Genomic DNA, 20639 nt, shown 5'->3' with positions numbered 1-20639 from the left:
CGACCCGTCCCGATGCGCGTCCTAACGCGCGGCGATGTCCTGGCCGCCCATTTCCGCGAAGGCGTCGCGGACCAGATCGGCCTTGTCCGCCGCCACATCGGCCGACAGCCTGATGCCGCCGCGCAGGGCCGGATCGGACGGGGCATCGCCCTTGGAGGCATCGCCGCCCGAGGGGCGGGTGCCCGCCGTGTTGTCGTCGCCCTGCGCCTCGGCAAAGATGTCGGCGCGGTTCAGCCCGTGCTGCTGGACCAGATGTTCGATGGCATAATCCGCGGCCTCGCGCGTCTGGAAGATGGCGACGATGGTCCTGGTGGCGTTGTCCGACATGGGATTCTCCTGCGATGGGGGGTTGGGGGGCAACAGCAGATCGACCAGCCGCGCGGCCGTCAGGCCAAGCGCCGCACCGGCCGCGACATCCGCCGGGTAATGCTTGGCGTGCGGGATCTGCACCCCGGACATCAGCGCGGCGGCGGTCCAGGCGGGCAGGGACAGGGGCGGCATGTCGCGGGCCAGGATGGAAGCCACCGCCACCGCGCCCGCCGTATGGCCCGACGGGAACGAGGTGTCGTACCCGCCCTGCGTCTCGCCCGGCTCGAAGGTATAGGCGCAATCCTTCACGACCTCTTCGGGGCGGATGCGGCGCAGGCGGTTCTTGATCTGCTGCTTGACGGCATTGGCCAGCACATGCGCGGCCATCATCCGCATCCCGGTCCGGGCCAGATCGGGACGCCCGGCGGCCAGCCCGCCGGCGATCACCGCGCCGCAGATCGCGCCCAGCGGGATCTGGTCGGCCAGTTCGCTGGCCGCGCCCAGGGCCCTGACCAACGGGTGATGGCGATGCCGGGCAGCCAGGGCGGCGGCTTCGACATCCATCCGCTCCAACCCTTCGGTCTGGGGGGCGGGATGGTCGGCGGGATCGGTGCGCTGTGACATGGCTTGGTAACGGCGCGCCCTGGGGGCGGTTCCCGCCGGGGGCGGAACAAATCGCCGCGCGTCCCGGTTTTCCCCTGCGACCATCAGAACGAACAGGAGGATCGGCAATGGCCAATGCAAGCAGAAAGTCATTCGGCGCGGGCCAGCAGGACCAGGGCAAGGGCGACGGCAGCGGCGGCATGTCCCCCGCACAGTCGGACGACCTGCCGGAAAACGAGGTTCTGTCAAACCGCGACAAGTCCCGCCATTCGGACCAGCGGGGCCTGGATTCCCGCCATGTCGAAACCGAACAGCATCACGATCACGTGGCGAACCGCCAAGGCGACGATGCCGGCGACGCGCGGGACCGCCGCACATCCCCCAGCACATAGGAGGCCGTCATGGTCGGAAAGAAAACCCATGACCAGCAACGGCGGATCATCGAAAAGAAGGTCGATACCACCAATGCCGATCCCGATTTCGACCCGCGCCCGGATCTGAAAGCCTCGGACCGGCGCGAGGACCGGAAAGAGGATCGGGCCAAGGAACAGGACCGATAAGACGAAATCCGGGCAGCGCGGTCAGATGGCCGCCGCTGCCCGGATTGGCTTTGCAGGGGCCGCGTCAGGCCCGGTGCGACTTATTCGCCGCCGTTGGTGGCGCGGTCGTTCTGCCGCGCCTTGCGGTCGCCCGCCTCGCGGTTCTGGCCGCCCGCATTGGGTTCATGGGACGGATGGATCTGCTTGGGATTCAGATCCGCATGGCCCATCTTGGCCTGCTGCGCCGCCTGCTTGGTGGCGTATTTTTCGTTTTCCGCCTTGGGATCGAATTTGTCAGCCATGATCTGCTCCTTTCCAGGGGTGCGGGGGTCAACCCGCAAGGGGCCGCGTCCGTTCCCGGCTGCGGCTTTCGCTTGCCTTTTGCGGGGGATCTGGTTTCGTGGATCCGACCTGTGCCGGCCCTTGCAATCCGCCGGACGCAACATCCGGGGAACCGCCATGTCACTCGACCTGAACCAGAACGACCTGTCCCATGTCGTGGCCGCCGACCGCGCGCATGTCTGGCACCATCTGAGCCAGCACAAGCAATACGAGACGGCCGACCCGCGCGTGTTCGTGGAAGGCAAGGGGATGCGGCTGTGGGACACGACGGGCCGGGAATATCTGGATGCGGTCTCGGGCGGGGTCTGGACGGTCAATGTCGGCTATGGCCGCACCAGCATCGCCGATGCGATCCGCGACCAGCTGGTCAAGCTGAACTACTATGCCGGGGCGGCGGGCAATGTCCCGGCGGCGCTGTTCGCCGAGCGGCTGGTCCAGAAGATGCCCGGGATGAGCCGGGTCTATTATTCCAACTCGGGCTCCGAGGCCAACGAGAAAGCCTACAAGATGGTCCGCCAGATCGCCGCGCGTCAGCATGGCGGGCGAAAATGGAAGATCCTCTATCGCGACCGCGATTATCACGGCACCACCATCGGCACGCTGGCGACCAGCGGTCAGGACCAGCGGGCGGCGCAATACGGACCCTATCCCGACGGCTTCGTGCGGGTGCCGCATTGCCTGGAATACCGCGCGCAATGGGATGTGGCGAACTATGGCGAACGGGCCGCCGACGCCATCGAGGAGGCGATCCTGCGCGAAGGCCCTGACAGCGTGGGCGCGATCGTGCTGGAGCCGATCACCGCAGGCGGCGGCGTGATCGTGCCGCCCGAGGGATACTGGCCGCGCGTGCAGGAAATCTGCCGCAAATACGACATCCTGCTGATCCTGGACGAGGTGGTCTGCGGACTGGGCCGCACCGGCACCTGGTTCGGCTATCAGCATTACGGCATCGCCCCCGACATCGTGACCATGGCCAAGGGCGTGGCCTCGGGCTATGCGGCGATCAGCTGCACGGTGACGACCGAGGCGGTGTTCGAGATGTTCAAGGACGATGCCTCGGACCCGCTGGGCTATTTCCGCGACATCTCGACCTTCGGCGGCTGCACCGCCGGGCCGGTGGCGGCCTTGGAGAACATGCGCATCATCGAGGACGAGGGGCTGCTGGAGAACACCGTCGCCATGGGCGAGCGCACGCTTTCGAACCTGCGCGCCTTGCAGGAGAAGCATCCGGTGATCGGCGAGGTGCGCGGCAAGGGGCTGTTCTGCGGGGCCGAGCTGGTCGCCGACCGGGCCACGAAGGAACCGCTGGACGAAAAGCGCGTCCAGGCGGTGGTGGCCGAATGCCTGGCTCAGGGCGTGATCATCGGCGCCACCAACCGCAGCCTGCCGGGGCTGAACAACACGCTGTGCCTGTCGCCCGCCCTGATCGCCACCAGGGACGACATCGACCGCATCACCGATGCCATCGACGCGGCGCTGGCCAAGGTCGCGGGGTGAGGGCCCCAATTCGCGATTGATCTGGCAATGCGCGGAAAATATTCATACTGTCGACAAACCCCCTCGCGCATCGGAGACCGGATTGATGACAGAAGCCGGCGGCATTTCAGAACGCAAGCGCGGCTCCGGTGTCAAGCTTGTCTATGACCAGCTTCGCGACGAGATTTTGGATCTTGTGCTGCTGCCCGGCAGCCCCATTGACGAGGTTCAGCTTGCCGAACGGTTCGGGATGTCGCGTACGCCGATCCGCGAGGCCCTGGTGCGGCTGTCGGGCGAGGGGCTGGTGGAAACCCTGCCCAACCGCTCGACCATGGTCGCCAATATCGACTTCCTGAACCTGCATACCTTTTTCGACGCCATGACGCTGATGTATCGCGTCACCACGCGGCTTGCCGCGACCTATCACCAGCCTGCCGATCTCAAGGCGATCCGCAGGCACCAGGCGCGCTTCGCCGCCGCCGTGTCCGCCCAGGACGCCCTGGGGATGATCGCCTCGAACCGCGACTTCCACGCCGCCATCGCCGAAGCCGGGCGCAACCCCTATTACACCAGCCTGTTCCTGCGGGTGCTGGACGAGGGGCGGCGGCTGCTGCGGCTGTATTACCAGTCCTTCGACGACCGCCTGCCGCGCGAATATGTCGACGAGCACGAGGCCATCATCGACGCGATCGTGGCGCGCGACGTGGATCTGTGCGACCGGCTGGCCAGGACTCATGCCGACCAGATCATCCGCCAGATCCAGCATTTCCTGGCACGCGACGAACGACGGACCATCGCCTTATAAGTCGGCATGGCGGATTCTTGTCGACAAATAAAATGCAGAGACTAGAATGCGGGGCATCGAATCCGCAATGCCATGCCGTTCCACAAGGATCCCGCAATGAACACCCAGATTTTCACCGGCGTCATTCCCGCCCTGATGACCCCCTGCACCGCCGATCGCGGCCCCGATTACGACGCGCTTGTCCGCAAGGCGCGGGAGCTGATCGCAGCGGGCATGTCGGCGGTGGTCTATTGCGGCTCGATGGGCGACTGGCCGCTGCTGACCGACGCGCAGCGGATGGAGGGGGTGGAACGGCTGGTCGGCGCGGGGATCCGGGTGATCGTGGGGACCGGCGCGGTCAATTCGCAATCGGCGGTTGCCCATGCGGCGCATGCGCAGAAGGTCGGCGCGGCGGGGCTGATGGTGATCCCGCGGGTGCTGTCGCGCGGGCTGTCGGCCGCCGCGCAGCGCCACCATTTCAAGGCGATCCTGTCGGCGGCGCCGGACCTTCCGGCGGTGATCTATAACAGCCCCTATTACGGGTTCGAAACCAAGGCCGACCTGTTCTTCGCCCTGCGGGCCGACCATCCGAATCTGCTGGGCTTCAAGGAATTCGGCGGCGCCAAGGCCATGACCTATGCCGCCGAACACATCACCAGTGCCGATGACGACGTGATCCTGATGGCGGGGGTCGATACCGGCGTCTATCACGGCTATGTCAAATGCGGCGCCACCGGCACCATCACCGGGATCGGCAATGTGATCCCGCGCGAAATCCTGCATTTCGTGGCGCTTGCCAAGGCGGCGGCAAAGGGCGATCCGGACGCCCGGACCCGCGCGCAGGAACTGGGCGAGGCGCTGGAGGTTCTGTCGTCCTGGGACGAAGGCACCGATCTGGTCCTGTATTACAAGCACATGATGGTGCTGCAAGGCGAGGCCGAATACAGGCTGCATTTCAACGAGACGGACGAGCTGACGCCCAGCCAGAAGGGCTGGGCCGAACGCCAGCTGGCCCAGTTCAAGACCTGGTACGGGGACTGGAGCAAGCTTCCCGGCGCCGTCCAGTCCTGCAAGCCCTGATCCGGCCGGCCCCCCGAAACCGGGGGGCTTTTTCGTTCAGGCGACCGCGTCCAGGCCAAGCGCCAGGAAGCGGTCCAGTTGCGCCGTCTCGGCCTGGGTCAGCACGATGCCCTGGGCCATGGCCCTGGCGCGGGCGGCATAGCGGCGCTCCGAGGGTAGGCGCGCGCCCTGGCCCTGGATCGCCTCGAACAGCCGTTCGGCGCGCGCGAAGGGATCGCCCGACCGCCCGGCGGCGAATTTTTCCGGGCACAGCGTCAGGACCAATTCGCCATGGAACGGCGCCAGCGTCGTGGTTCCCAGGAAATCCAGCACCTCGGGGCTGGTCAGGTCGCCGATCATGACGCCCGCCAGCAGCTCGATCATGGTGCCGATGGCCGACCCCTTGTGGCCGCCAAAGGGCAGCATCGCGCCCCCCAGGGCCGCGTCGGGGTCGGTGGTGGGCCGGCCGTCCGCGTCGATGGCCCAGCCTTCGGGCAGGGGCTTTCCGGCGCGGCGGTGCAGCTCGATCTCGCCCCGCGCGGCGACCGAGGTGGCGAAGTCGAAGACATAGGGATCGCGCCCCGGCCGCGGCCAGCCGAAGGCCAGGGGGTTGGTGCCCAGCAAGGGCCGGTTGCCCCCGGCAGGCGCCACCGTCGCATAGCTGGGGCACATCACCAGACCGGCCAGGCCCTGCGCCGTCACGGCCTCGCCCTCGGGCCACAGGGCCGCGAAATGGGCGCAGTCGTTCACCAGCAGGGCGGCCAGCCCCAGTTCCCTGGCGCGATCGGCCAGAACGGGCAGGCCCAGGTCGAAGGCGGGATTCGAAAAGCCGCCCGCCGCATTCACCCGGACGATGGCCCCGCCCGAGGCCGGATCCAGGAAAGGTTCCGCCGTGCCCGACACCTTGCCCGCCCTGAGGGTCCGCAGCACGCCCTCGATCCGGTAGATGCCGTGGGACTTGCAGCCGTCGCGTTCGCCCGCCGCGATGACCCGCGACAGGGGCGCCGCCTGAACGGCCGACATGCCCGCCCGCAGGAAGATGCGCTCGACCCGCTGGCGCAGATCCTCGACCGATACCGTTTCGTCCATTGTATCCCTCCTTTTGGCTTTCCCGCTTTGCATACATGAAACATGCAGGAAACAAAGCGCGATCCCCGGCGCGCCCGCAATCTGTATATTACTTGTATTTTTAATTTGCTTTGACGGCGGGTCTGCCCGATAGTGGGCGCAGGAATCGGCCGTGAAAAGGCCGGCATGACCGACAGGAGAGACTTCATGAAAAAGACCGCCCTGGCCCTTGGGCTTCTGGCTGCGACGGCTGCGGCCGCGCCGTCCTATGCCGACAAGCTGGACGACATCATCGCGTCGGGGACGCTGCGCTGCGCGGTGGTGCTGGACTTCCCGCCGATGGGGATGCGCGACGAAAGCAACACCCCGGTGGGCTTCGACGTGGATTACTGCAACGACCTGGCCACCGCCCTGGGCGTCACGGCGGAAATCGTCGAAACCCCTTTCCCCGAACGCATCCCGGCGCTGATGTCGGGCCGCGTGGATGTGGGCGTCGCCTCGACCTCGGACACGCTGGAGCGGGCCAAGACCGTCGGCATGTCGATCCCCTATTTCGCCTTCCAGATGGCCGTCACCGCCAACGACGCCTCGGGGATCACCTCGTTCGAGGGGATGAAGGGCAAGACCGTCGGCGCCACCGCCGGCACCTTCGAGGCGATCGCGCTGGAAAAGCAGGTCACCGAATGGGGCGAGGGCACCTTCCGTCCCTATCAGACCCAGGCCGACGTGTTCCTGGCGCTGAGCCAGGGCCAGATCGACGCCACCGTATCCACCTCGACCGTGGCGCAGTCGAACGTCAAAGGCGGCAATTTCCCCGGCATCTCGGTGGTGGGCAACGCGCCCTTCGACATCGACTATGTGGCCCTGTTCACCAACCGCGAGGAATACGGGCTGATCAACTATCTGAACCTGTTCGTGAACCAGCAGGTGCGCACCGGCCGCTATGCGGAACTGTATGAAAAATGGGTCGGCGGCGACCTGCCCCCGCTGACGGTCGACAACGTCTATCGCTGATGACTGCCGGGGCGGCGCCGATGCGCGCGGCCCCGACGCTTTGCGGCAGCAGCAGGACGGCCGATGTTCAACTATACCTTCCAATGGAAGCAGGCGCTGGCCCGGCTTCCGCAGATGCTGGACGGCGCGCTTGTCACCATGCAGATCGCGCTGTTGTCCATGGCGATCGGCATCCTTCTGGCGCTCCTGCTGACCGTGTTCCGGCTGTCGGGCCTCCGCCTGCTGTCCGCCATCGCGAAGACCTGGGTGGAGATCGCGCGCAACACGCCCGCGCTGTTCCAGATCTACATGGCGCATTTCGGGTTGGGCAGCTTTGGCATCCACCTGTCGCCCTTCGCCTCGATCCTGCTGGGCATCACCTTCAACAACGCGGGTTATCTGACCGAGAACTTCCGCGGCGCGCTGAAGGCGATCCCCGACACCCAGGCCCGCGCCGCGCGGTCGCTGGGCTTTCCGCAGGCAGGCGCCTTCCGCCATGTGGTGCTGCCGCAGATGCTGCGCATCGCCTTCCTGCCGATGACCAACCAGATGGTCTGGGCGATCCTGATGACCTCGCTGGGGGTCACGGTGGGGATGAACAGCGACCTCTATGGGGTCACCCAGGATCTGAACGCGCTGACCTTCCGCACCTTCGAGCTGTTCGCCCTGGCCGCCGTGATCTTCTATGTGATCACGAAGGTCATCACCCTGGGCGCGCGGCTGATCGCCGCCCGGCTGTTCCGGTATTGAGGGGGGCAGGGCCATGTTCGATACCGCATTGACCGCCGCCGACTTCGCCTTCCTGGCCCGTGGCGCGGGCATGACGATCCTGGTCACGATCATCTCGGTCGCGGTGGGCACGGTGCTGGGGATCGTCTTCGGCATCTTCCGCTATCAGGTCGGGCCTGTCTGGGCCGCGCCGCTGACCTTTGTTCTGGACGTCTTCCGGTCGATCCCGCTGCTGATCCAGCTTGTGCTGGCCAATGCCTTTCTGGGCACGATCCTGCGGCTGAACATGTCGGGCTTCACGGTCGCCTGCATCATCCTGTCGCTCTACACCGCCGCCTTCTGTTCCGAGATCGTGCGCGGCGGGATCGAGGCGGTGCCGGTCACCACGCGGCGCGCCGCGCGGTCGCTGGGCATGAGCTGGGGCCAGGACATGCGCGAAATCGTGCTGCCGCTGGCCACGCGGGTGGCGCTGCCGTCCTGGATCGGGCTGGCGCTTGGGGTGATGAAGGATTCCGCGCTTGTCTATATCGTGCAGGTGACGGAACTGCTGAAATCCACGCAGATCCTGATCACCCGGTTGCAGGAACCGCTGCTGCTGCTGCTGATCTGCGGGGCCTTTTACTTCGTCATCTCGTTCCCGCTGGCCCGGTTCGGCGGCTATCTCGAAAAACGGTGGTCCCATGATTGAGATCGAAAACGTCCGCAAGTCCTTCGGCACGCTGGAGGTGTTGAAGGGCATCGACCTGACCGTCAGCAAGGGCGAGGTGGTGACGGTCATCGGCGGATCGGGGTCGGGCAAATCCACCCTGCTGACCTGCATCAACGGGCTGGAGCCGATCGATTCCGGCCGCATCCTGGTCGACGGGACCGAGGTTCATGCCAGGGGCACCGACCTGAACAGGCTGCGCCGCAAGATCGGCATCGTCTTCCAGCAATGGAACGCCTTCCCGCACCTGACCGTGCTGGAAAACGTCATGCTGGCGCAGCGCAAGGTGCTGGGCCGGTCCAAGGCCGAGGCCGAGGCCGAGGCGGTCAAGCAGCTGAACCATGTGGGTCTGGGCGACAAGCTGGCCGTCTATCCCTCGCGCCTGTCGGGGGGCCAGCAGCAGCGCATGGCGATCGCCCGCGCCCTGGCCATGTCGCCCGACTACATGCTGTTCGACGAGGTGACATCGGCGCTCGATCCGCAGCTTGTGGGCGAGGTTCTGGACACGTTGCGGATGCTGGCGCGCGAGGGGATGACGATGATCTGCGTCACGCATGAGATGAAATTCGCGCGCGAGGTGTCCGACCGGGTGGCCTTCTTCCACAAGGGCGTGATGGCCGAGATCGCCCCGCCCGAGCAGCTGTTCGGAAATCCCAGAGACCCCGAATTGCAGAAATTCCTGTCAGCCACGCATTGACATGGCGGATGTGATCGTCATCGGGGCGGGCGTCGTCGGCCTGTCGGCGGCCCTGGCCTTGCAGGCGCGGGGGCTGTCCGTCACCGTGCTGGACCGCGAAGGCCCGGCGGCGGGGGCCTCGGCCGGGAACGCGGGGGCCTTCGCCTTCACCGACATCCTGCCCCTGGCCTCGCCCGGCATCATCCGCAAGGCGCCGAAATGGCTGCTGGATCCGCTGGGACCGCTGTCGGTGCCGCCCGCCTATGCGCTGAAGATCGCGCCCTGGGGCTATCGCTTCTGGCGCGCCTGCCAGCCTTCGCGGGTCGCGGCCTCGACCGCCGCGCAGACCGCGCTGATGGATCTGTCCCGGGCGGAACTGGAACCCTTCCTGGCGGCCACCGGAACGGCCCCCATGCTGCGCAAGGAGGGCAATCTCCAGGTCTATGAATCCCAGGCCGAATTCGACGCCGCGCTGCCCGGCTGGCGGGCGCGGGCCGATCACGGCATCGACTTCCGGCACATGACCCCGGAACAGATGGCGCAGATCCAGCCCGGACTGTCGCCGCGATTCACCCATGGCACCTTCACCCCCGGCTGGTATTCCATCGCCGATCCGCGCGACTTCACCCTCGCCTTGGCCGAACGCTTCCGCGCCGATGGCGGCAGCATCGCCATCGTCGAGGCCACCGCGCTGACCGAGGACGGCGTGCTGACCGCGAATGGCGCGATGCGGGGCCGGGTGGTGCTGGCGGCGGGCGCCTTCTCGCACCGGCTGGCCCGCACCTTGGGCGTGCGCATCCCGCTGGAGACCGAGCGCGGCTACAACACCACCCTGCCGGGCGACGCCTTCGACCTGCGCACCCAGGTGACCTTCGGCGGGCACGGCTTTGTGGTCACGCGGCTGTCGTCGGGAATCCGGGTCGGCGGGGCGGTGGAACTGGGCGGGCTGGACCTGCCGCCAAACTTCAGACGCTCCGAGGCGATGCTGAAAAAAGCCGCCGCCTTCCTGCCCGGCCTGCGCACCGCCGGCGGCACGCAATGGATGGGGTTCCGGCCGTCGCTGCCCGACAGCCTGCCCGCCCTCGGCCCGCTGCCCGGCCATCCGAACGTCACCTGCGCCTTCGGCCACGGCCATCTGGGCCTGACGCAATCGGCGGGCACCGCCCGCATCGTCGCCGACATTCTGACCGGGCAACCGGCCGCCATCGACCTGGCCCCCTTCTCTCCAGCCCGCTTTTGAAGGCCACCATGACCCAATACATCTTCCCCTGCCTCGACGGCCATACCTGCGGCAACCCGGTCCGCCTGGTCGCGGGCGCCGCGCCGCGTCTGGAAGGCGCCGACATGCTGGAAAAGCGCGCCCATTTCCTGCGCTACTTCGACTGGATCCGCACCGGCCTGATGTTCGAGCCGCGCGGCCACGACATGATGTCGGGCGCCATCCTCTATCCCCCCACGCGCCCCGATTGCGACGTGGCGGTGCTTTATATCGAGACCTCGGGCTGCCTGCCGATGTGCGGACACGGCACCATCGGCACCATCACCATGGGCATCGAGAACGGCCTCATCACTCCCCGCGCCCCCGGCCGCCTGTCCATCGAGACCCCGGCGGGCAAGGTCGACATCGAATACCGGCAAGAGGGCCGTTATGTCGAGGAAGTGCGCCTGACCAACGTGCCGGGCTTCCTTCACGCCGAGGGCCTGAGCGCCCAGGTCGAGGGCCTGGGCGAGATCGTCGTGGACGTGGCCTATGGCGGCAACTTCTACGCCATCGTCGAGCCGCAGAAGAATTTCCGCGACATGGCCGACCACACGGCGGGCGAACTGATCGGCTGGTCGCCGAAGCTGCGCGCGGCGCTGAACGCGAAATACGACTTCGTCCATCCCGAGCATCCGGCGATCCACGGGCTGAGCCATATCCAGTGGACCGGCGCCCCCACCGTGCCCGGCGCCCATGCCCGCAACGCCGTTTTCTATGGCGACAAGGCCATCGATCGCAGCCCCTGCGGCACCGGCACCTCGGCCCGGATGGCGCAGCTGGCGGCCAAGGGCAGGCTGAAGGTCGGCGACGAATTCCACCACGAATCCATCATCGGCAGCATCTTCAAGGGCCGCGTCGAGGCCGCGACCACCGTCGCAGGCCGTCCCGCCATCATCCCCTCCATCGCAGGATGGGCCCGACAGACCGGCATCAACACAATCTTCATCGACGACGAACGCGACCCCTTCGCACATGGCTTCGTCGTCAAGTAGGGAAACCCCATGCCGCTGATCCGTATCGAGATGTTCCCCGGCCGCAGCGCCGAGGCCAAGCAGCAGATCGCCGAAGGCATCACCCGCCTGCTGCATGAGACCGCCGGGATCAGCCCCGCCGCGACCACGATCATCTTCCAGGAAACCCCGCCGCAGGACTGGTTCGTCGCGGGGCGTTCCCATGCCGCGCCCAGGGACTAGGACAGCACGATGCGTTCCCGCCTCTCCATCAACGTGATCGGCTGCCATGCCGAAGGTGAGATCGGCGACGTGATCGTCGGCGGCGTCCTGCCCCCCGCGGGCGCCACGATGATGGAGCGGATGATCGCCATGGAGCGCGATCACGACCATATCCGCCGCCTGCTGATCTGCGAGCCGCGCGGGTCCGTGGCGCGCCATGTCAACCTGATCGTCCCCGCCATCACCCCCGGCTGCGCGGCGGGCGCGATCATCATGGAGCCGACGGAATACGTCCCGATGTCCGGGTCGAACACGATCTGCGTGGCGACGGTCCTGCTGGAAACCGGCATGGTGCCGATGGTCGAACCCGTCACCCGCTTCAAGCTGGACATGCCCGGCGGCTTGATCGAGATCACGGCGGAATGCGAGGGCGGCAGGTGCCGGTCCGTCACCTTCCGCAACGCCCCCGCCTTCGCCGCCCTGCTGGACGGCGCGCTGGAGGTTCCCGGCCACGGCACCATCCCGCTGGACATCGCCTATGGCGGAATGTTCTTCGGCATCGTCGATGCGCAGGCCCTGGGTTTCCGGATCGTCCCGGACGAGGCGCGCGACCTGGCAACCCTGGGCGAAAAGATCCGCAAGGCCGCGCGCGAACAGTTCGATGTGGTCCATCCCGACTTTCCGAATGTGCGCGGCGTCTCGATCGTGCAATTCGCCATGCCCTTCAACGGGTCGGGCAAGGTCGCGCGCAATACCTGCATCGTCTCGCCCGGCCGGTCGGACCGGTCGCCCACCGGCACCGGCACCTCGGCGCGGATGGCGGTGTTGCAGGCGCGCGGGCTGATGGGCCGGGGCGACGTGCTGATCCACGAATCCATCATCGGATCGCGCTTCACCGGCCGGATCCTGGACGTGCGGGACAGCGGCGGGCGGACCACGATCATCCCGCAGATCACCGGCCGGGCCTGGATCACCGGGCAGCACAGCTATTGCCTGGACCCGGAGGATCCGTGGCAGACCGGATACATGCTGTCCGACACCTGGGGCGTCACGCCGACGCTGAAACAGTGACGGCGCTGTCGATCCTGCCGGGCGTCGCGGAAGGGCCGGTCCTGGCCTGCGACGAACCGCTCAGCTTCTGGGGCGGGGTGGATCCGGCCACGAGGACGGTGATCGACGTGCATCACCCGCTGCATGGCCGCGCCGTCACGGGGACGGTGCTGATGATGCCGTCGACGCGCGGATCCTGCACCGGGTCGGGCGTCCTGCTGGATCTGGTCCTGTCCGGGCGCGGCCCGGCGGCGCTGATCTTTTCCGAACCCGAGGATGTCGTGACCTTGGGCGCCCTGATCGCGGCCGAGATGTTCGGCCGCCCCCTGCCGGTGCTGCGCCTGGCGCCCCCGGACTTCGCCGCCCTGGCGGGCCGGGACGCGGCGCGGATCGGCGTGGACGGCATCGTCGCGGGGGATCTGGCGATCCCGGTCCGCCCGCCCGCCACGGCCCTGCTGGACCTGACCGGGCGGGACCGCGCGATGCTGGAGGGCGTCGACGGCACGGCGACCGCGCTGGCCATGCGGATCGTCTGCGCGATGGCCGCCCAGCAGGGGGCCGAACGGCTGGTGGATGTGACCCAGGCCCATATCGACGGCTGCATCTATGCCAGCCCGGCCAACCTGACCTTCGCCGAACGGATGGCGTCGCTGGGCGCGCGGGTCCGGGTGCCGACCACCATGAACGCGATCTCGGTCGATCATGCCAACTGGCGGGCGCAGGGCGTGCCGCCCGATTTCGGCCGCCCGGCGCAGCGGCTGGCCGATGCCTATGTGGCGATGGGCTGCCGACCGACCTTCACCTGTTCGCCCTATCTTCTGGACAGCGCCCCCGCGGCGGGCGAGGCGGTCGCCTGGGCGGAATCGAACGCGGTGATCTTTGCCAACAGCGTCCTGGGCGCGCGGACCGCCAAGCATCCCGATTTCCTGGACCTGTGCATCGCCATGACCGGTCGCGCGCCCCTGTCGGGCGTCTATCTGGACCGGCATCGCCAGGCGCGGCGGATCATCGACCTGGCCATGCCCGCCGGGGCCGACGACGCAGTCTGGCCCTTGCTGGGCTGGCTGGCCGGAAAGCTGTCGCCCGACCGCATCCCGCTGTTGCGCGGGCTGGCCGCCGCCCGGCCGGGCACCGAGGCGCTGAAGGCCCTGTGCGCGGCCTTCGGCACCACCTCGGCCGCGCCGATGCTGCATGTCGAGGGCGTGACGCCCGAGGCGGGGCAGGTCGCCACCGACGCCGACCGCTGCCGCATCGGGCTGGACGACATGCGCGACGGCTGGCGGCTGCTGAACGACGGCCCGTCCGGCATCGACCTGGTGGCCCTGGGCAGCCCCCATGCCTCGCTGGACGAATGCCGCGCCCTTGCCCTGGGGCTGGGGGGCCGGCAGGTCACGGTGCCCACGATCCTGACGGCCGGGCGCGACACCCTCGCCCAGGCCCGCGCCGAGGGCACGCTGGCCGCGCTGGAACAGTCTGGCGTTCAGGTTCTTCCCGACCTGTGCTGGTGTTCGATTTCCCGTCCGGTCTTCCCGGACCGGACCCGGACGCTGATGACCAATTCCGGCAAATACGCCCATTACGGTCCCGGCCTGTCGGGCTGCGCGGTCCGGTTCGGCAGCCTGGACGGATGTATCCAGGCCGCCCTGACGGGCCGTGCCAGCGACGCCCTGCCTGCCTGGCTGGCCTCCTAGGACCGCGCCTGCGGCGGGAACGGGCGGCTGTGGCCGCGAATCCCCGCCAGGCCGAAGCGCCAGGGCAGATCCTGCGCCCGGCTGATGCCGATGCGCGGGCCGACCAGCAGATCCGGCGGGGCCGGAGGCAGGGCGATGGCGAAATCGGTTCCGTCGAAGGCCCTGCCGTCGTCCTCGACCCCGATGCCAAGCGCCTGAGCCAGCCGCCCCGGTCCGCTGCACAGCAAGGGGCTGTTCCGGCGCGCCGTCATCGCCGCGATCCCCGTGGTGGGGGCCAGGGCGCGGATCAGGACGGCCTCGCCCGGACGGGCGACCACGTTCAGGCACAGGTGGATGCCGTAGGAGCGATAGACATAGGCGTGGCCCGCCGGTCCGAACATCGAGGCGTTGCGCGGCGTCGGGCCGCGAAAGCTGTGGGATGCGGGATCGTCGCGGCGATAGGCCTCGGTCTCGATGATGGTGCCGCCCGCGCCGCGCACCATCAGCGTCGCCCCGATCAGGCGGCGGGCCAGATCCACCGCGCCCAGCCCAAGGATCCGGTCGGCAAGCGGGCCGGTCATGGATCAGGCCTCGGGGCGGGTGACCAAGAAGGCGGCGACGGCGGTGCAGATCATCGCCTGCATCGCCACCACCCACAGCGGCATTCCGGCAATCAGGCTGAAGCCCACGCCGCAGGCCATCGCCAGCGTCGCCCAGATCTTCGCCAGCCGGCTGATGGCGCCGCGTTCCCGCCAGGCCCGGACCGGCGGGCCATAGGTCGGGTGATTCAGGATCCGCCGTTCCAGGCGCGGGCTGCTGCGCGCGAACGCCGCCGCCGCCAGCAGCAGGAAGGGCACCGTGGGCAGGACCGGCAGGGCGATGCCGACGATGCCCAGGACCAGGGCGATCATGCCGAGGACATACCACATCCGCCGCATCTCAGGCCGCCAGTTCGCGCAGGATGGCGTTCAGCAGCGGGCGCCCGTCGCGGGTGGCCCGCAACTGCCCGCCCTGCGTCTCGACCATGCCCAGATCGGCCAGGCGGCCGATGGTGGCAGGGTCCAGGGGCGCCCCCGCCAAGCGGGCATGGCGGGCCAGATCCAGGCCCTCGGACAATCGCAGCGACATCAGCAGGTATTCCGTGGCCTGTTCATCCATCGGCACCAACTCGCGCAGGGATTCCCCCGTTCCCTGGGTCTCGACGGCGTGAAGCCAGGCGCCGGGGGCGCGATGCGCCTCGGTCGCCAAGCGGCCCTGCGGAAGGGTGATCCGCCCATGCGCGCCCGGCCCGACCGCCGCCCAGTCGCCTTGCCGCCAATAGACCAGATTGTGGCGGCTTTCCGAACCGGGGCGGGCGTGGTTCGAGGTCTCGTATCCCGCCATCCCCGCCGCCTCGCAGATGTCCTGGGTTTCCAGATACATGTCGGCGGCCAGGTCGTCGTCGGGCAGATCCCGCAGCTTGCCTGCCGCCGCGCGGGCACCGAAGGCGGTGCCGGGTTCGATGGTCAACTGATACAGCGACAGGTGATCGACCGCCATCGCCAGCGCCCGGCCCAGTTCCGCGCGCCAGGCGTCGCGGGTCTGGCCCTGCCGGGCATAGATCAGATCGAAGCTGACCCGGCCGAAGCAGGACCGCGCCACGTCGAAGGCCGCGCGGGCCTCGGCCACGGAATGCATCCGGCCAAGACGGCGCAGGTCGGCGTCGTTCAGCGCCTGGATGCCCATCGACAGCCGGTTGACCCCGGCATCGGCGAAACCCTGGAAGCGGCCGCGTTCGACGCTGGTCGGGTTGGCTTCCAGCGTGATCTCGATATCGTTGGCGAAACCCCAGGCGGCGCGGGCGGCGCGCAGCACCGCATCGACGGTTTCCGGCAGCATCAGGGACGGCGTGCCGCCGCCAAAGAAGATGCTGCCCAGGTGGCGGCCCGGCAGTTCCGCGCCAAGCCGGGCGATTTCGGAGGACAGCGCGGCGGCCCAGCGGGCCTGGTCCACCGCAGGCACGACATGGCTGTTGAAGTCGCAATAGGGGCATTTCGCCTGGCAGAAGGGCCAGTGGACATAGAGGCCGAATCCCCCGGCCCGCCAGTCCGCATCCGAAAAGCTGTCAGGCCCCGGCAGGATCATCCGCGAAACGCCGTCACTTCGATCTCGACCTTCATCTCGGGCCGGATCAGCCCGGCGACGACCATGGTCGCGGCGGGGCGGATGGTGCCCAGGGCCTCGCCCAGAACCGGGGTGATCGCCTCGACCAGGGCGGCGTCGGTGACGGTGTATTGCACGCGCACGATGTCGCCGGGGGTGAAGCCTGCTTGGTCCAGCACCGAAAAGATCGTGGCAAAACAGTTCCGCGCCTGTTGGGCCGGATCCTCGGGCATGGTCATCGTGGCATAATCATAGCCGGTGACGCCCGACAGGAAGCACCAGCCGCCCTTAACCACCGCGCGGCTGTAGCCCATCGCGGCCTCAAAGGGCGATCCGGTCGAGATCCTATGCAAAGCTGGCCCTTATCATCTGGTCCACCGCCCGCGCCCGGTGGCTGAGGCTGTTCTTCATCGCGGGCGGCATCTCGCCCAGGGTCACATCGTGCCCGTCCGGCATGAAGATGGGGTCATAGCCGTGGCCTTCAACCCCGCGCGGCGGCCAGACGACCTGGCCGGGCAACACGCCCTCGAACACCTCGTCATGGCCGTCGGGCCACATCAGCACCAGCGTGCAGCGGAATTGCGCGCGGCGCGGGGCCGGGGCGTTGCGCGCCTCAAGCTCGTCCCAGGTGCGCTGCATGGCCATCCGGAAATCGCGGCCCTGGCCGGTCTCGGCCCAGTCGGCGGTGTGGACGCCCGGCGCGCCGTCAAGCGCATCGACGCAGATGCCGCTGTCGTCGGACAGCGCGGGCAGGCCGGCGGCCTTTACGGCGGCGCGGGCCTTGATGCGGGCATTGCCGACGAAGCTGTCCTCGGTCTCGGCAGGCTCGGGCAGGCCCGCCTCGGCGGCGCCTACGACCTCGACGCCGTAAGGGGCCAGCAGGGCGCGCATCTCGTCCAGCTTGCCCGCATTACGGGTGGCGACCAGCAGGCGCTTGTCGGTAAAGGCCCTCATGCCACGGCGGCCTTCTGCGCGGCGACCAGATCGGCCAGCCCTGCCTCGGCCAGGTCCAGCAACTGCCCCATCTGGTCGCGAGAGAAGGTCGCGCCTTCGGCCGACATCTGCACCTCGATCAACCGGCCCGCGCCGGTCAGGACGAAATTGCCGTCGGTGCCCGCCTCGCTGTCCTCGGCATAGTCCAGATCCAGCACCGGCTGGCCCGCATAGATGCCGCAGCTTACCGCCGCCACATGGTCCATGATCGGATCGCTGGTGATCGCGCCCGCCTTCAGCAGCTTGTTCACCGCCAGCCGCAGCGCCACCCAGCCGCCGGTGATGGACGCGCAGCGGGTGCCGCCATCGGCCTGGATCACGTCGCAGTCGATGGTGATCTGGCGTTCGCCAAGCGCGCTGCGATCCACGCCCGCGCGCAAGGACCGCCCGATCAGCCGCTGGATTTCCTGGGTGCGCCCCGATTGCCTGCCCGCCGCCGCCTCGCGCCGGTTGCGAGTGTTGGTGGCGCGCGGCAGCATCCCGTATTCCGCCGTGACCCAGCCCAGGCCGGTGCCCTTCAGAAAACGCGGCGGCGTTTCCTCAAGCGAGGCGGTGCACAGCACATGGGTGTTGCCGACCCGGATCAGGCACGACCCTTCGGCATGGGCCATCACGCCGGTTTCGATTGAAATCGGACGCATTTGGCTTAGATTCCGGCCAGAGGGGCGCATGGTCATTCCTTTCGCGAAGATCGCTGCCCCATACCGCCCCGGCGGCCCATCACGCAACCCCGCGAGGGACATGGACCAGACATCGCCCCTGCAGGATCTGAACGACCGCTCGCGCGAGATCTTCCGCCGCGTGGTCGAGACCTATCTGGAAACCGGCGAACCCGTGGGATCGCGGACCCTGACGCGCGCGCTGTCCGAAAAGCTCAGCGCGGCGACGGTCAGGAACGTCATGCAGGATCTGGAATACATGGGGCTGCTGGACAGCCCGCATGTCTCGGCCGGGCGGATGCCCTCGCAACAGGGGCTGCGGCTGTTCGTGGACGGGATGATGGAGGTCGACACCGTCAACGCCACCGACCGCGCCGCCATCGACCAGACGCTGGGCAACGACGATCCCGATACCGGCGTGCTGCTGGACCGGGTCAGCACGGCGCTGTCGGCGATCACGCGCGGCGCGTCCCTGGTGCTGATGCCCCGGCACGAGGCGCCGATCCGCCATATCGAATTCGTCAGCCTTGGCCCCGACCGCGCGCTTGTGGTGCTGGTCTTCGCCGACGGGCATGTGGAAAACCGCCTGTTCACCCCGCCCGCGGGCCAGACGCCCTCGTCCATGCGTGAGGCGGGGAATTTCCTCAACGCCATGGCCGAGGGGAAGACCCTGTCGGAACTGCGCGGTCAGATCGGCCGCGAGATCGCCGCGCGGCGTCGGGAACTGGATGTGCTGGCCGCCGAGCTGGTCCAGTCGGGGCTGGCGCTGTGGGATGCCGAATCGTCCGACCCGCGCCTGATCGTGCGCGGGCGCGCGAACCTTCTGGACCAGGAGGTCGCCGATCTGGACCGCATCCGGGTGCTGTTCGACGACCTGGAACGCAAGCGCGACATCGTGGAATTCCTGGAACTGGCCGAGAAGGGCGAGGGGGTGCGGATCTTCATCGGATCCGAAAACAAGCTTTTTTCGCTTTCGGGTTCCGCTCTGGTGGTTTCGCCCTATATGAATGCCGACCGGAAGATTGTAGGCGCGGTGGGCGTGATCGGACCGACACGGCTGAATTACGGCCGCATCGTGCCGATCGTCGACTATACCGCGCAGCTGGTCGGGCGGGCCCTGTCCGGCCGGAAAGGATGAGAGTGATGAACGAGCAGAACGAACAGCCCAGTGACGACATCCTGGCGGATCCGCTGGCCGACCCGGCGGACGAGATCGCGGTCCTGACCGCCGAACGCGACGAATACCGCGACAAGTTCCTGCGCGCCCTGGCGGATGCCGAAAACTCGCGCAAGCGCGCCGACAAGGACCGCCGCGACGCCGAACAATATGGCGGCTCGCGCCTGGCCCGCGACCTGCTGCCGGTCCATGACGCGCTGACCCGCGCCCTGGACGCGGCGGGCGAGGAACAGCGCACCGCGGCCGCCGCCCTGATCGAGGGCGTGGAGCTGACCCTGCGCGAGCTGTCGAACGTCTTCGCCAAGCACGGCATCGCCGTGATCACTCCCAAGCCGGGCGACAGGTTCGACCCGCTGGAACACGAGGCGATGTTCGAGGCCGCCGTCCCCGGCACCGTCCAGGGCGAGATCATCCAGGTCATGGACAACGGCTTCCGCCTGCATGACAGGCTGCTGCGCCCGGCCAAGGTCGGCGTATCCTCGACCCCTGCCAGCTAAGGGGTTTGCTACAACCTTCCGCTGACTTGCCGAAAGCTCCCGATGGCGCGACGTTGACGAGACGGGCTCATCGGGAGGGAAGGACCATGGCCAGGACCGAGGGGGTGCTGATTCACCCCGCCGTGGACAATGGCGTCAGGCAAGGCCATGCCGGTTTTTCGGGCGGGATCCTGACCTGCAAATGCGCGACGAACCCCGTCAAGGTCCGGGTCGGGGCGCAGACCGCGCATAACCATGTCTGCGGCTGCACCAAATGCTGGAAACCCGATGGGGCGATCTTCAGCCAGGTCGCCGTCGTGGCGCGCGAGGCGGTCGAGGTTCTGGAGAACGCCGACAGGTTGCAGATCGTCAACAAGGACGCGCCGATCCAGCGTTACGCCTGCACGGGTTGCGGCGTCCACATGTATGGACGGATCGAGAACAAGGACCACCCGTTCTACGGCCTGGATTTCGTGCATACCGAATTGTCTTCCGAGGATGGCTGGTCGGCCCCGGAATTCGCGGCCTTTGTCAGTTCTGTCATCGAATCCGGCGTCGATCCGTCGCGGATGGGCGGCATCCGCGCGCGCCTGCGCGAATTGGGGCTGGAACCCTATGACACGTTGTCGCCGCCCCTGATGGACGCCATTGCCACCCATGTCGCCAACCGGACCGGCAAGCTGGCGGCTTGACGGCGCAAGCGAGTCCCGCGCACAACCAAGGCCGCCTCGCGGCCCCTGTGGCTTTATAAGAGA

At 68.0% G+C, this 20639-nt stretch carries 26 protein-coding genes; 17 read left to right on the top strand and 9 right to left on the bottom strand.

The window, feature by feature from the left end; translation table 11 throughout:
* Nucleotides 1-21: 21 nt before the first annotated feature.
* Nucleotides 22-933 (bottom strand): phosphatase PAP2 family protein, encoded by a 912-nt coding sequence (locus PXD02_RS00315; RefSeq protein WP_275105003.1) that lies wholly within the window; start codon nt 931-933, stop codon nt 22-24.
* A gap of 107 nt (nt 934-1040) precedes the next feature.
* On the opposite strand from PXD02_RS00315, the gene PXD02_RS00310 reads away from it, so the two are divergent.
* Nucleotides 1041-1304, top strand: coding sequence for a hypothetical protein (locus PXD02_RS00310; protein ID WP_275105002.1), 264 nt, complete (start codon nt 1041-1043; stop codon nt 1302-1304).
* 9 nt (nt 1305-1313) lie between these two features.
* Nucleotides 1314-1472, top strand: a complete 159-nt coding sequence (locus PXD02_RS00305; protein WP_275105001.1) for a hypothetical protein — start codon at nt 1314-1316, stop codon at nt 1470-1472.
* Between the two features lie 80 nt (nt 1473-1552).
* Here PXD02_RS00305 and PXD02_RS00300 read toward each other — a convergent pair whose 3' ends face one another.
* Complete coding sequence (locus PXD02_RS00300; protein WP_275105000.1) at nt 1553-1753, bottom strand: hypothetical protein; 201 nt, start codon at nt 1751-1753, stop codon at nt 1553-1555.
* Nucleotides 1754-1910: 157 nt separating this feature from the next.
* Here PXD02_RS00300 and tpa point away from each other — a divergent pair, with 157 nt between their 5' ends.
* The 3 genes from tpa to PXD02_RS00285 all read left to right on the top strand — a co-directional run bounded on the left by tpa (nt 1911) and on the right by PXD02_RS00285 (nt 5133).
* Nucleotides 1911-3290 carry a hypotaurine--pyruvate aminotransferase Tpa gene (gene tpa / locus PXD02_RS00295; RefSeq protein ID WP_275104999.1) on the top strand — a complete coding sequence of 460 codons (1380 nt, stop codon included), beginning with the start codon at nt 1911-1913 and terminating at the stop codon, nt 3288-3290.
* An 85-nt stretch (nt 3291-3375) separates the two neighbouring features.
* On the top strand, nt 3376-4074 hold the full coding sequence (locus PXD02_RS00290) for a GntR family transcriptional regulator (RefSeq protein ID WP_275106466.1): 699 nt from the start codon (nt 3376-3378) through the stop codon (nt 4072-4074).
* Nucleotides 4075-4170: 96 nt separating this feature from the next.
* A complete protein-coding gene (locus PXD02_RS00285; protein WP_275104998.1) occupies nt 4171-5133 on the top strand; it encodes a dihydrodipicolinate synthase family protein in 963 nt (320 codons plus the stop codon).
* 36 nt (nt 5134-5169) lie between these two features.
* On the opposite strand, the gene PXD02_RS00280 is transcribed toward PXD02_RS00285, so the two are convergent.
* A complete protein-coding gene (locus tag PXD02_RS00280) occupies nt 5170-6201 on the bottom strand; it encodes an Ldh family oxidoreductase (protein WP_275104997.1) in 1032 nt (343 codons plus the stop codon).
* A 165-nt stretch (nt 6202-6366) separates the two neighbouring features.
* Between PXD02_RS00280 and PXD02_RS00275 the strand changes: the two genes are divergently transcribed.
* From PXD02_RS00275 to lhpI, 9 genes are all read left to right on the top strand, one after another.
* Nucleotides 6367-7194 (top strand): ABC transporter substrate-binding protein, encoded by an 828-nt coding sequence (locus tag PXD02_RS00275; protein WP_275104996.1) that lies wholly within the window; start codon nt 6367-6369, stop codon nt 7192-7194.
* A 63-nt stretch (nt 7195-7257) separates the two neighbouring features.
* Nucleotides 7258-7923: an amino acid ABC transporter permease gene (locus PXD02_RS00270; protein ID WP_275104995.1), complete on the top strand. Its 666-nt coding sequence runs from the start codon at nt 7258-7260 to the stop codon at nt 7921-7923.
* A 13-nt stretch (nt 7924-7936) separates the two neighbouring features.
* The gene (locus PXD02_RS00265; RefSeq protein ID WP_275104994.1) at nt 7937-8590 is read left to right on the top strand and encodes an amino acid ABC transporter permease; all 654 of its coding nucleotides are present in this window, start codon (nt 7937-7939) and stop codon (nt 8588-8590) included.
* A complete protein-coding gene (locus PXD02_RS00260; protein ID WP_275104993.1) occupies nt 8583-9305 on the top strand; it encodes an amino acid ABC transporter ATP-binding protein in 723 nt (240 codons plus the stop codon). Before PXD02_RS00265 ends, PXD02_RS00260 begins: the two co-directional genes overlap by 8 nt.
* Nucleotide 9306: 1 nt before the next feature.
* Entirely contained in the window at nt 9307-10524 is a 1218-nt protein-coding gene (locus tag PXD02_RS00255; RefSeq protein WP_275104992.1) for an NAD(P)/FAD-dependent oxidoreductase, read from the top strand.
* An 8-nt stretch (nt 10525-10532) separates the two neighbouring features.
* A complete protein-coding gene (locus PXD02_RS00250; RefSeq protein ID WP_275104991.1) occupies nt 10533-11537 on the top strand; it encodes a 4-hydroxyproline epimerase in 1005 nt (334 codons plus the stop codon).
* 9 nt (nt 11538-11546) lie between these two features.
* Nucleotides 11547-11738: a tautomerase family protein gene (locus PXD02_RS00245; RefSeq protein ID WP_275104990.1), complete on the top strand. Its 192-nt coding sequence runs from the start codon at nt 11547-11549 to the stop codon at nt 11736-11738.
* A 9-nt stretch (nt 11739-11747) separates the two neighbouring features.
* Nucleotides 11748-12788 (top strand): proline racemase family protein, encoded by a 1041-nt coding sequence (locus PXD02_RS00240; RefSeq protein ID WP_275104989.1) that lies wholly within the window; start codon nt 11748-11750, stop codon nt 12786-12788.
* A complete protein-coding gene (gene lhpI / locus PXD02_RS00235) occupies nt 12785-14458 on the top strand; it encodes a cis-3-hydroxy-L-proline dehydratase (RefSeq protein ID WP_275104988.1) in 1674 nt (557 codons plus the stop codon). Before PXD02_RS00240 ends, lhpI begins: the two co-directional genes overlap by 4 nt.
* Here the strand turns inward: lhpI and PXD02_RS00230 are convergent.
* Genes PXD02_RS00230 through rph form a run of 6 tightly spaced genes read right to left on the bottom strand, consistent with a single transcriptional unit; the run spans nt 14455 to nt 18243 of the window.
* On the bottom strand, nt 14455-15018 hold the full coding sequence (locus PXD02_RS00230; protein ID WP_275104987.1) for a DNA-3-methyladenine glycosylase: 564 nt from the start codon (nt 15016-15018) through the stop codon (nt 14455-14457). The genes lhpI and PXD02_RS00230 overlap by 4 nt on opposite strands.
* Before the next feature lie 3 nt (nt 15019-15021).
* Nucleotides 15022-15375, bottom strand: coding sequence for a YbaN family protein (locus tag PXD02_RS00225; RefSeq protein WP_275104986.1), 354 nt, complete (start codon nt 15373-15375; stop codon nt 15022-15024).
* 1 nt (nt 15376) lies between these two features.
* The gene (gene hemW, locus PXD02_RS00220) at nt 15377-16561 is read right to left on the bottom strand and encodes a radical SAM family heme chaperone HemW (protein WP_275104985.1); all 1185 of its coding nucleotides are present in this window, start codon (nt 16559-16561) and stop codon (nt 15377-15379) included.
* Nucleotides 16558-16932, bottom strand: coding sequence for a RidA family protein (locus PXD02_RS00215; RefSeq protein ID WP_275104984.1), 375 nt, complete (start codon nt 16930-16932; stop codon nt 16558-16560). Before PXD02_RS00215 ends, hemW begins: the two co-directional genes overlap by 4 nt.
* Complete coding sequence (locus PXD02_RS00210) at nt 16925-17533, bottom strand: non-canonical purine NTP pyrophosphatase (protein WP_275104983.1); 609 nt, start codon at nt 17531-17533, stop codon at nt 16925-16927. Before PXD02_RS00210 ends, PXD02_RS00215 begins: the two co-directional genes overlap by 8 nt.
* Entirely contained in the window at nt 17530-18243 is a 714-nt protein-coding gene (gene rph, locus PXD02_RS00205) for a ribonuclease PH (RefSeq protein WP_275104982.1), read from the bottom strand. Before rph ends, PXD02_RS00210 begins: the two co-directional genes overlap by 4 nt.
* Nucleotides 18244-18313: 70 nt before the next feature.
* Between rph and hrcA the strand changes: the two genes are divergently transcribed.
* From hrcA to gfa, 3 genes are all read left to right on the top strand, one after another.
* Nucleotides 18314-19369, top strand: coding sequence for a heat-inducible transcriptional repressor HrcA (hrcA, locus tag PXD02_RS00200; protein ID WP_275104981.1), 1056 nt, complete (start codon nt 18314-18316; stop codon nt 19367-19369).
* Between the two features lie 5 nt (nt 19370-19374).
* The gene (gene grpE / locus PXD02_RS00195) at nt 19375-19905 is read left to right on the top strand and encodes a nucleotide exchange factor GrpE (protein WP_473092039.1); all 531 of its coding nucleotides are present in this window, start codon (nt 19375-19377) and stop codon (nt 19903-19905) included.
* Between the two features lie 86 nt (nt 19906-19991).
* Complete coding sequence (gfa, locus tag PXD02_RS00190) at nt 19992-20576, top strand: S-(hydroxymethyl)glutathione synthase (RefSeq protein ID WP_275104979.1); 585 nt, start codon at nt 19992-19994, stop codon at nt 20574-20576.
* Nucleotides 20577-20639: the final 63 nt, after the last annotated feature.

The organism is Paracoccus sp. S3-43 (assembly GCF_029027965.1).
In the GTDB taxonomy this organism is placed as follows: domain Bacteria; phylum Pseudomonadota; class Alphaproteobacteria; order Rhodobacterales; family Rhodobacteraceae; genus Paracoccus.
This window is presented reverse-complemented; position numbering and strand designations above follow the sequence as displayed.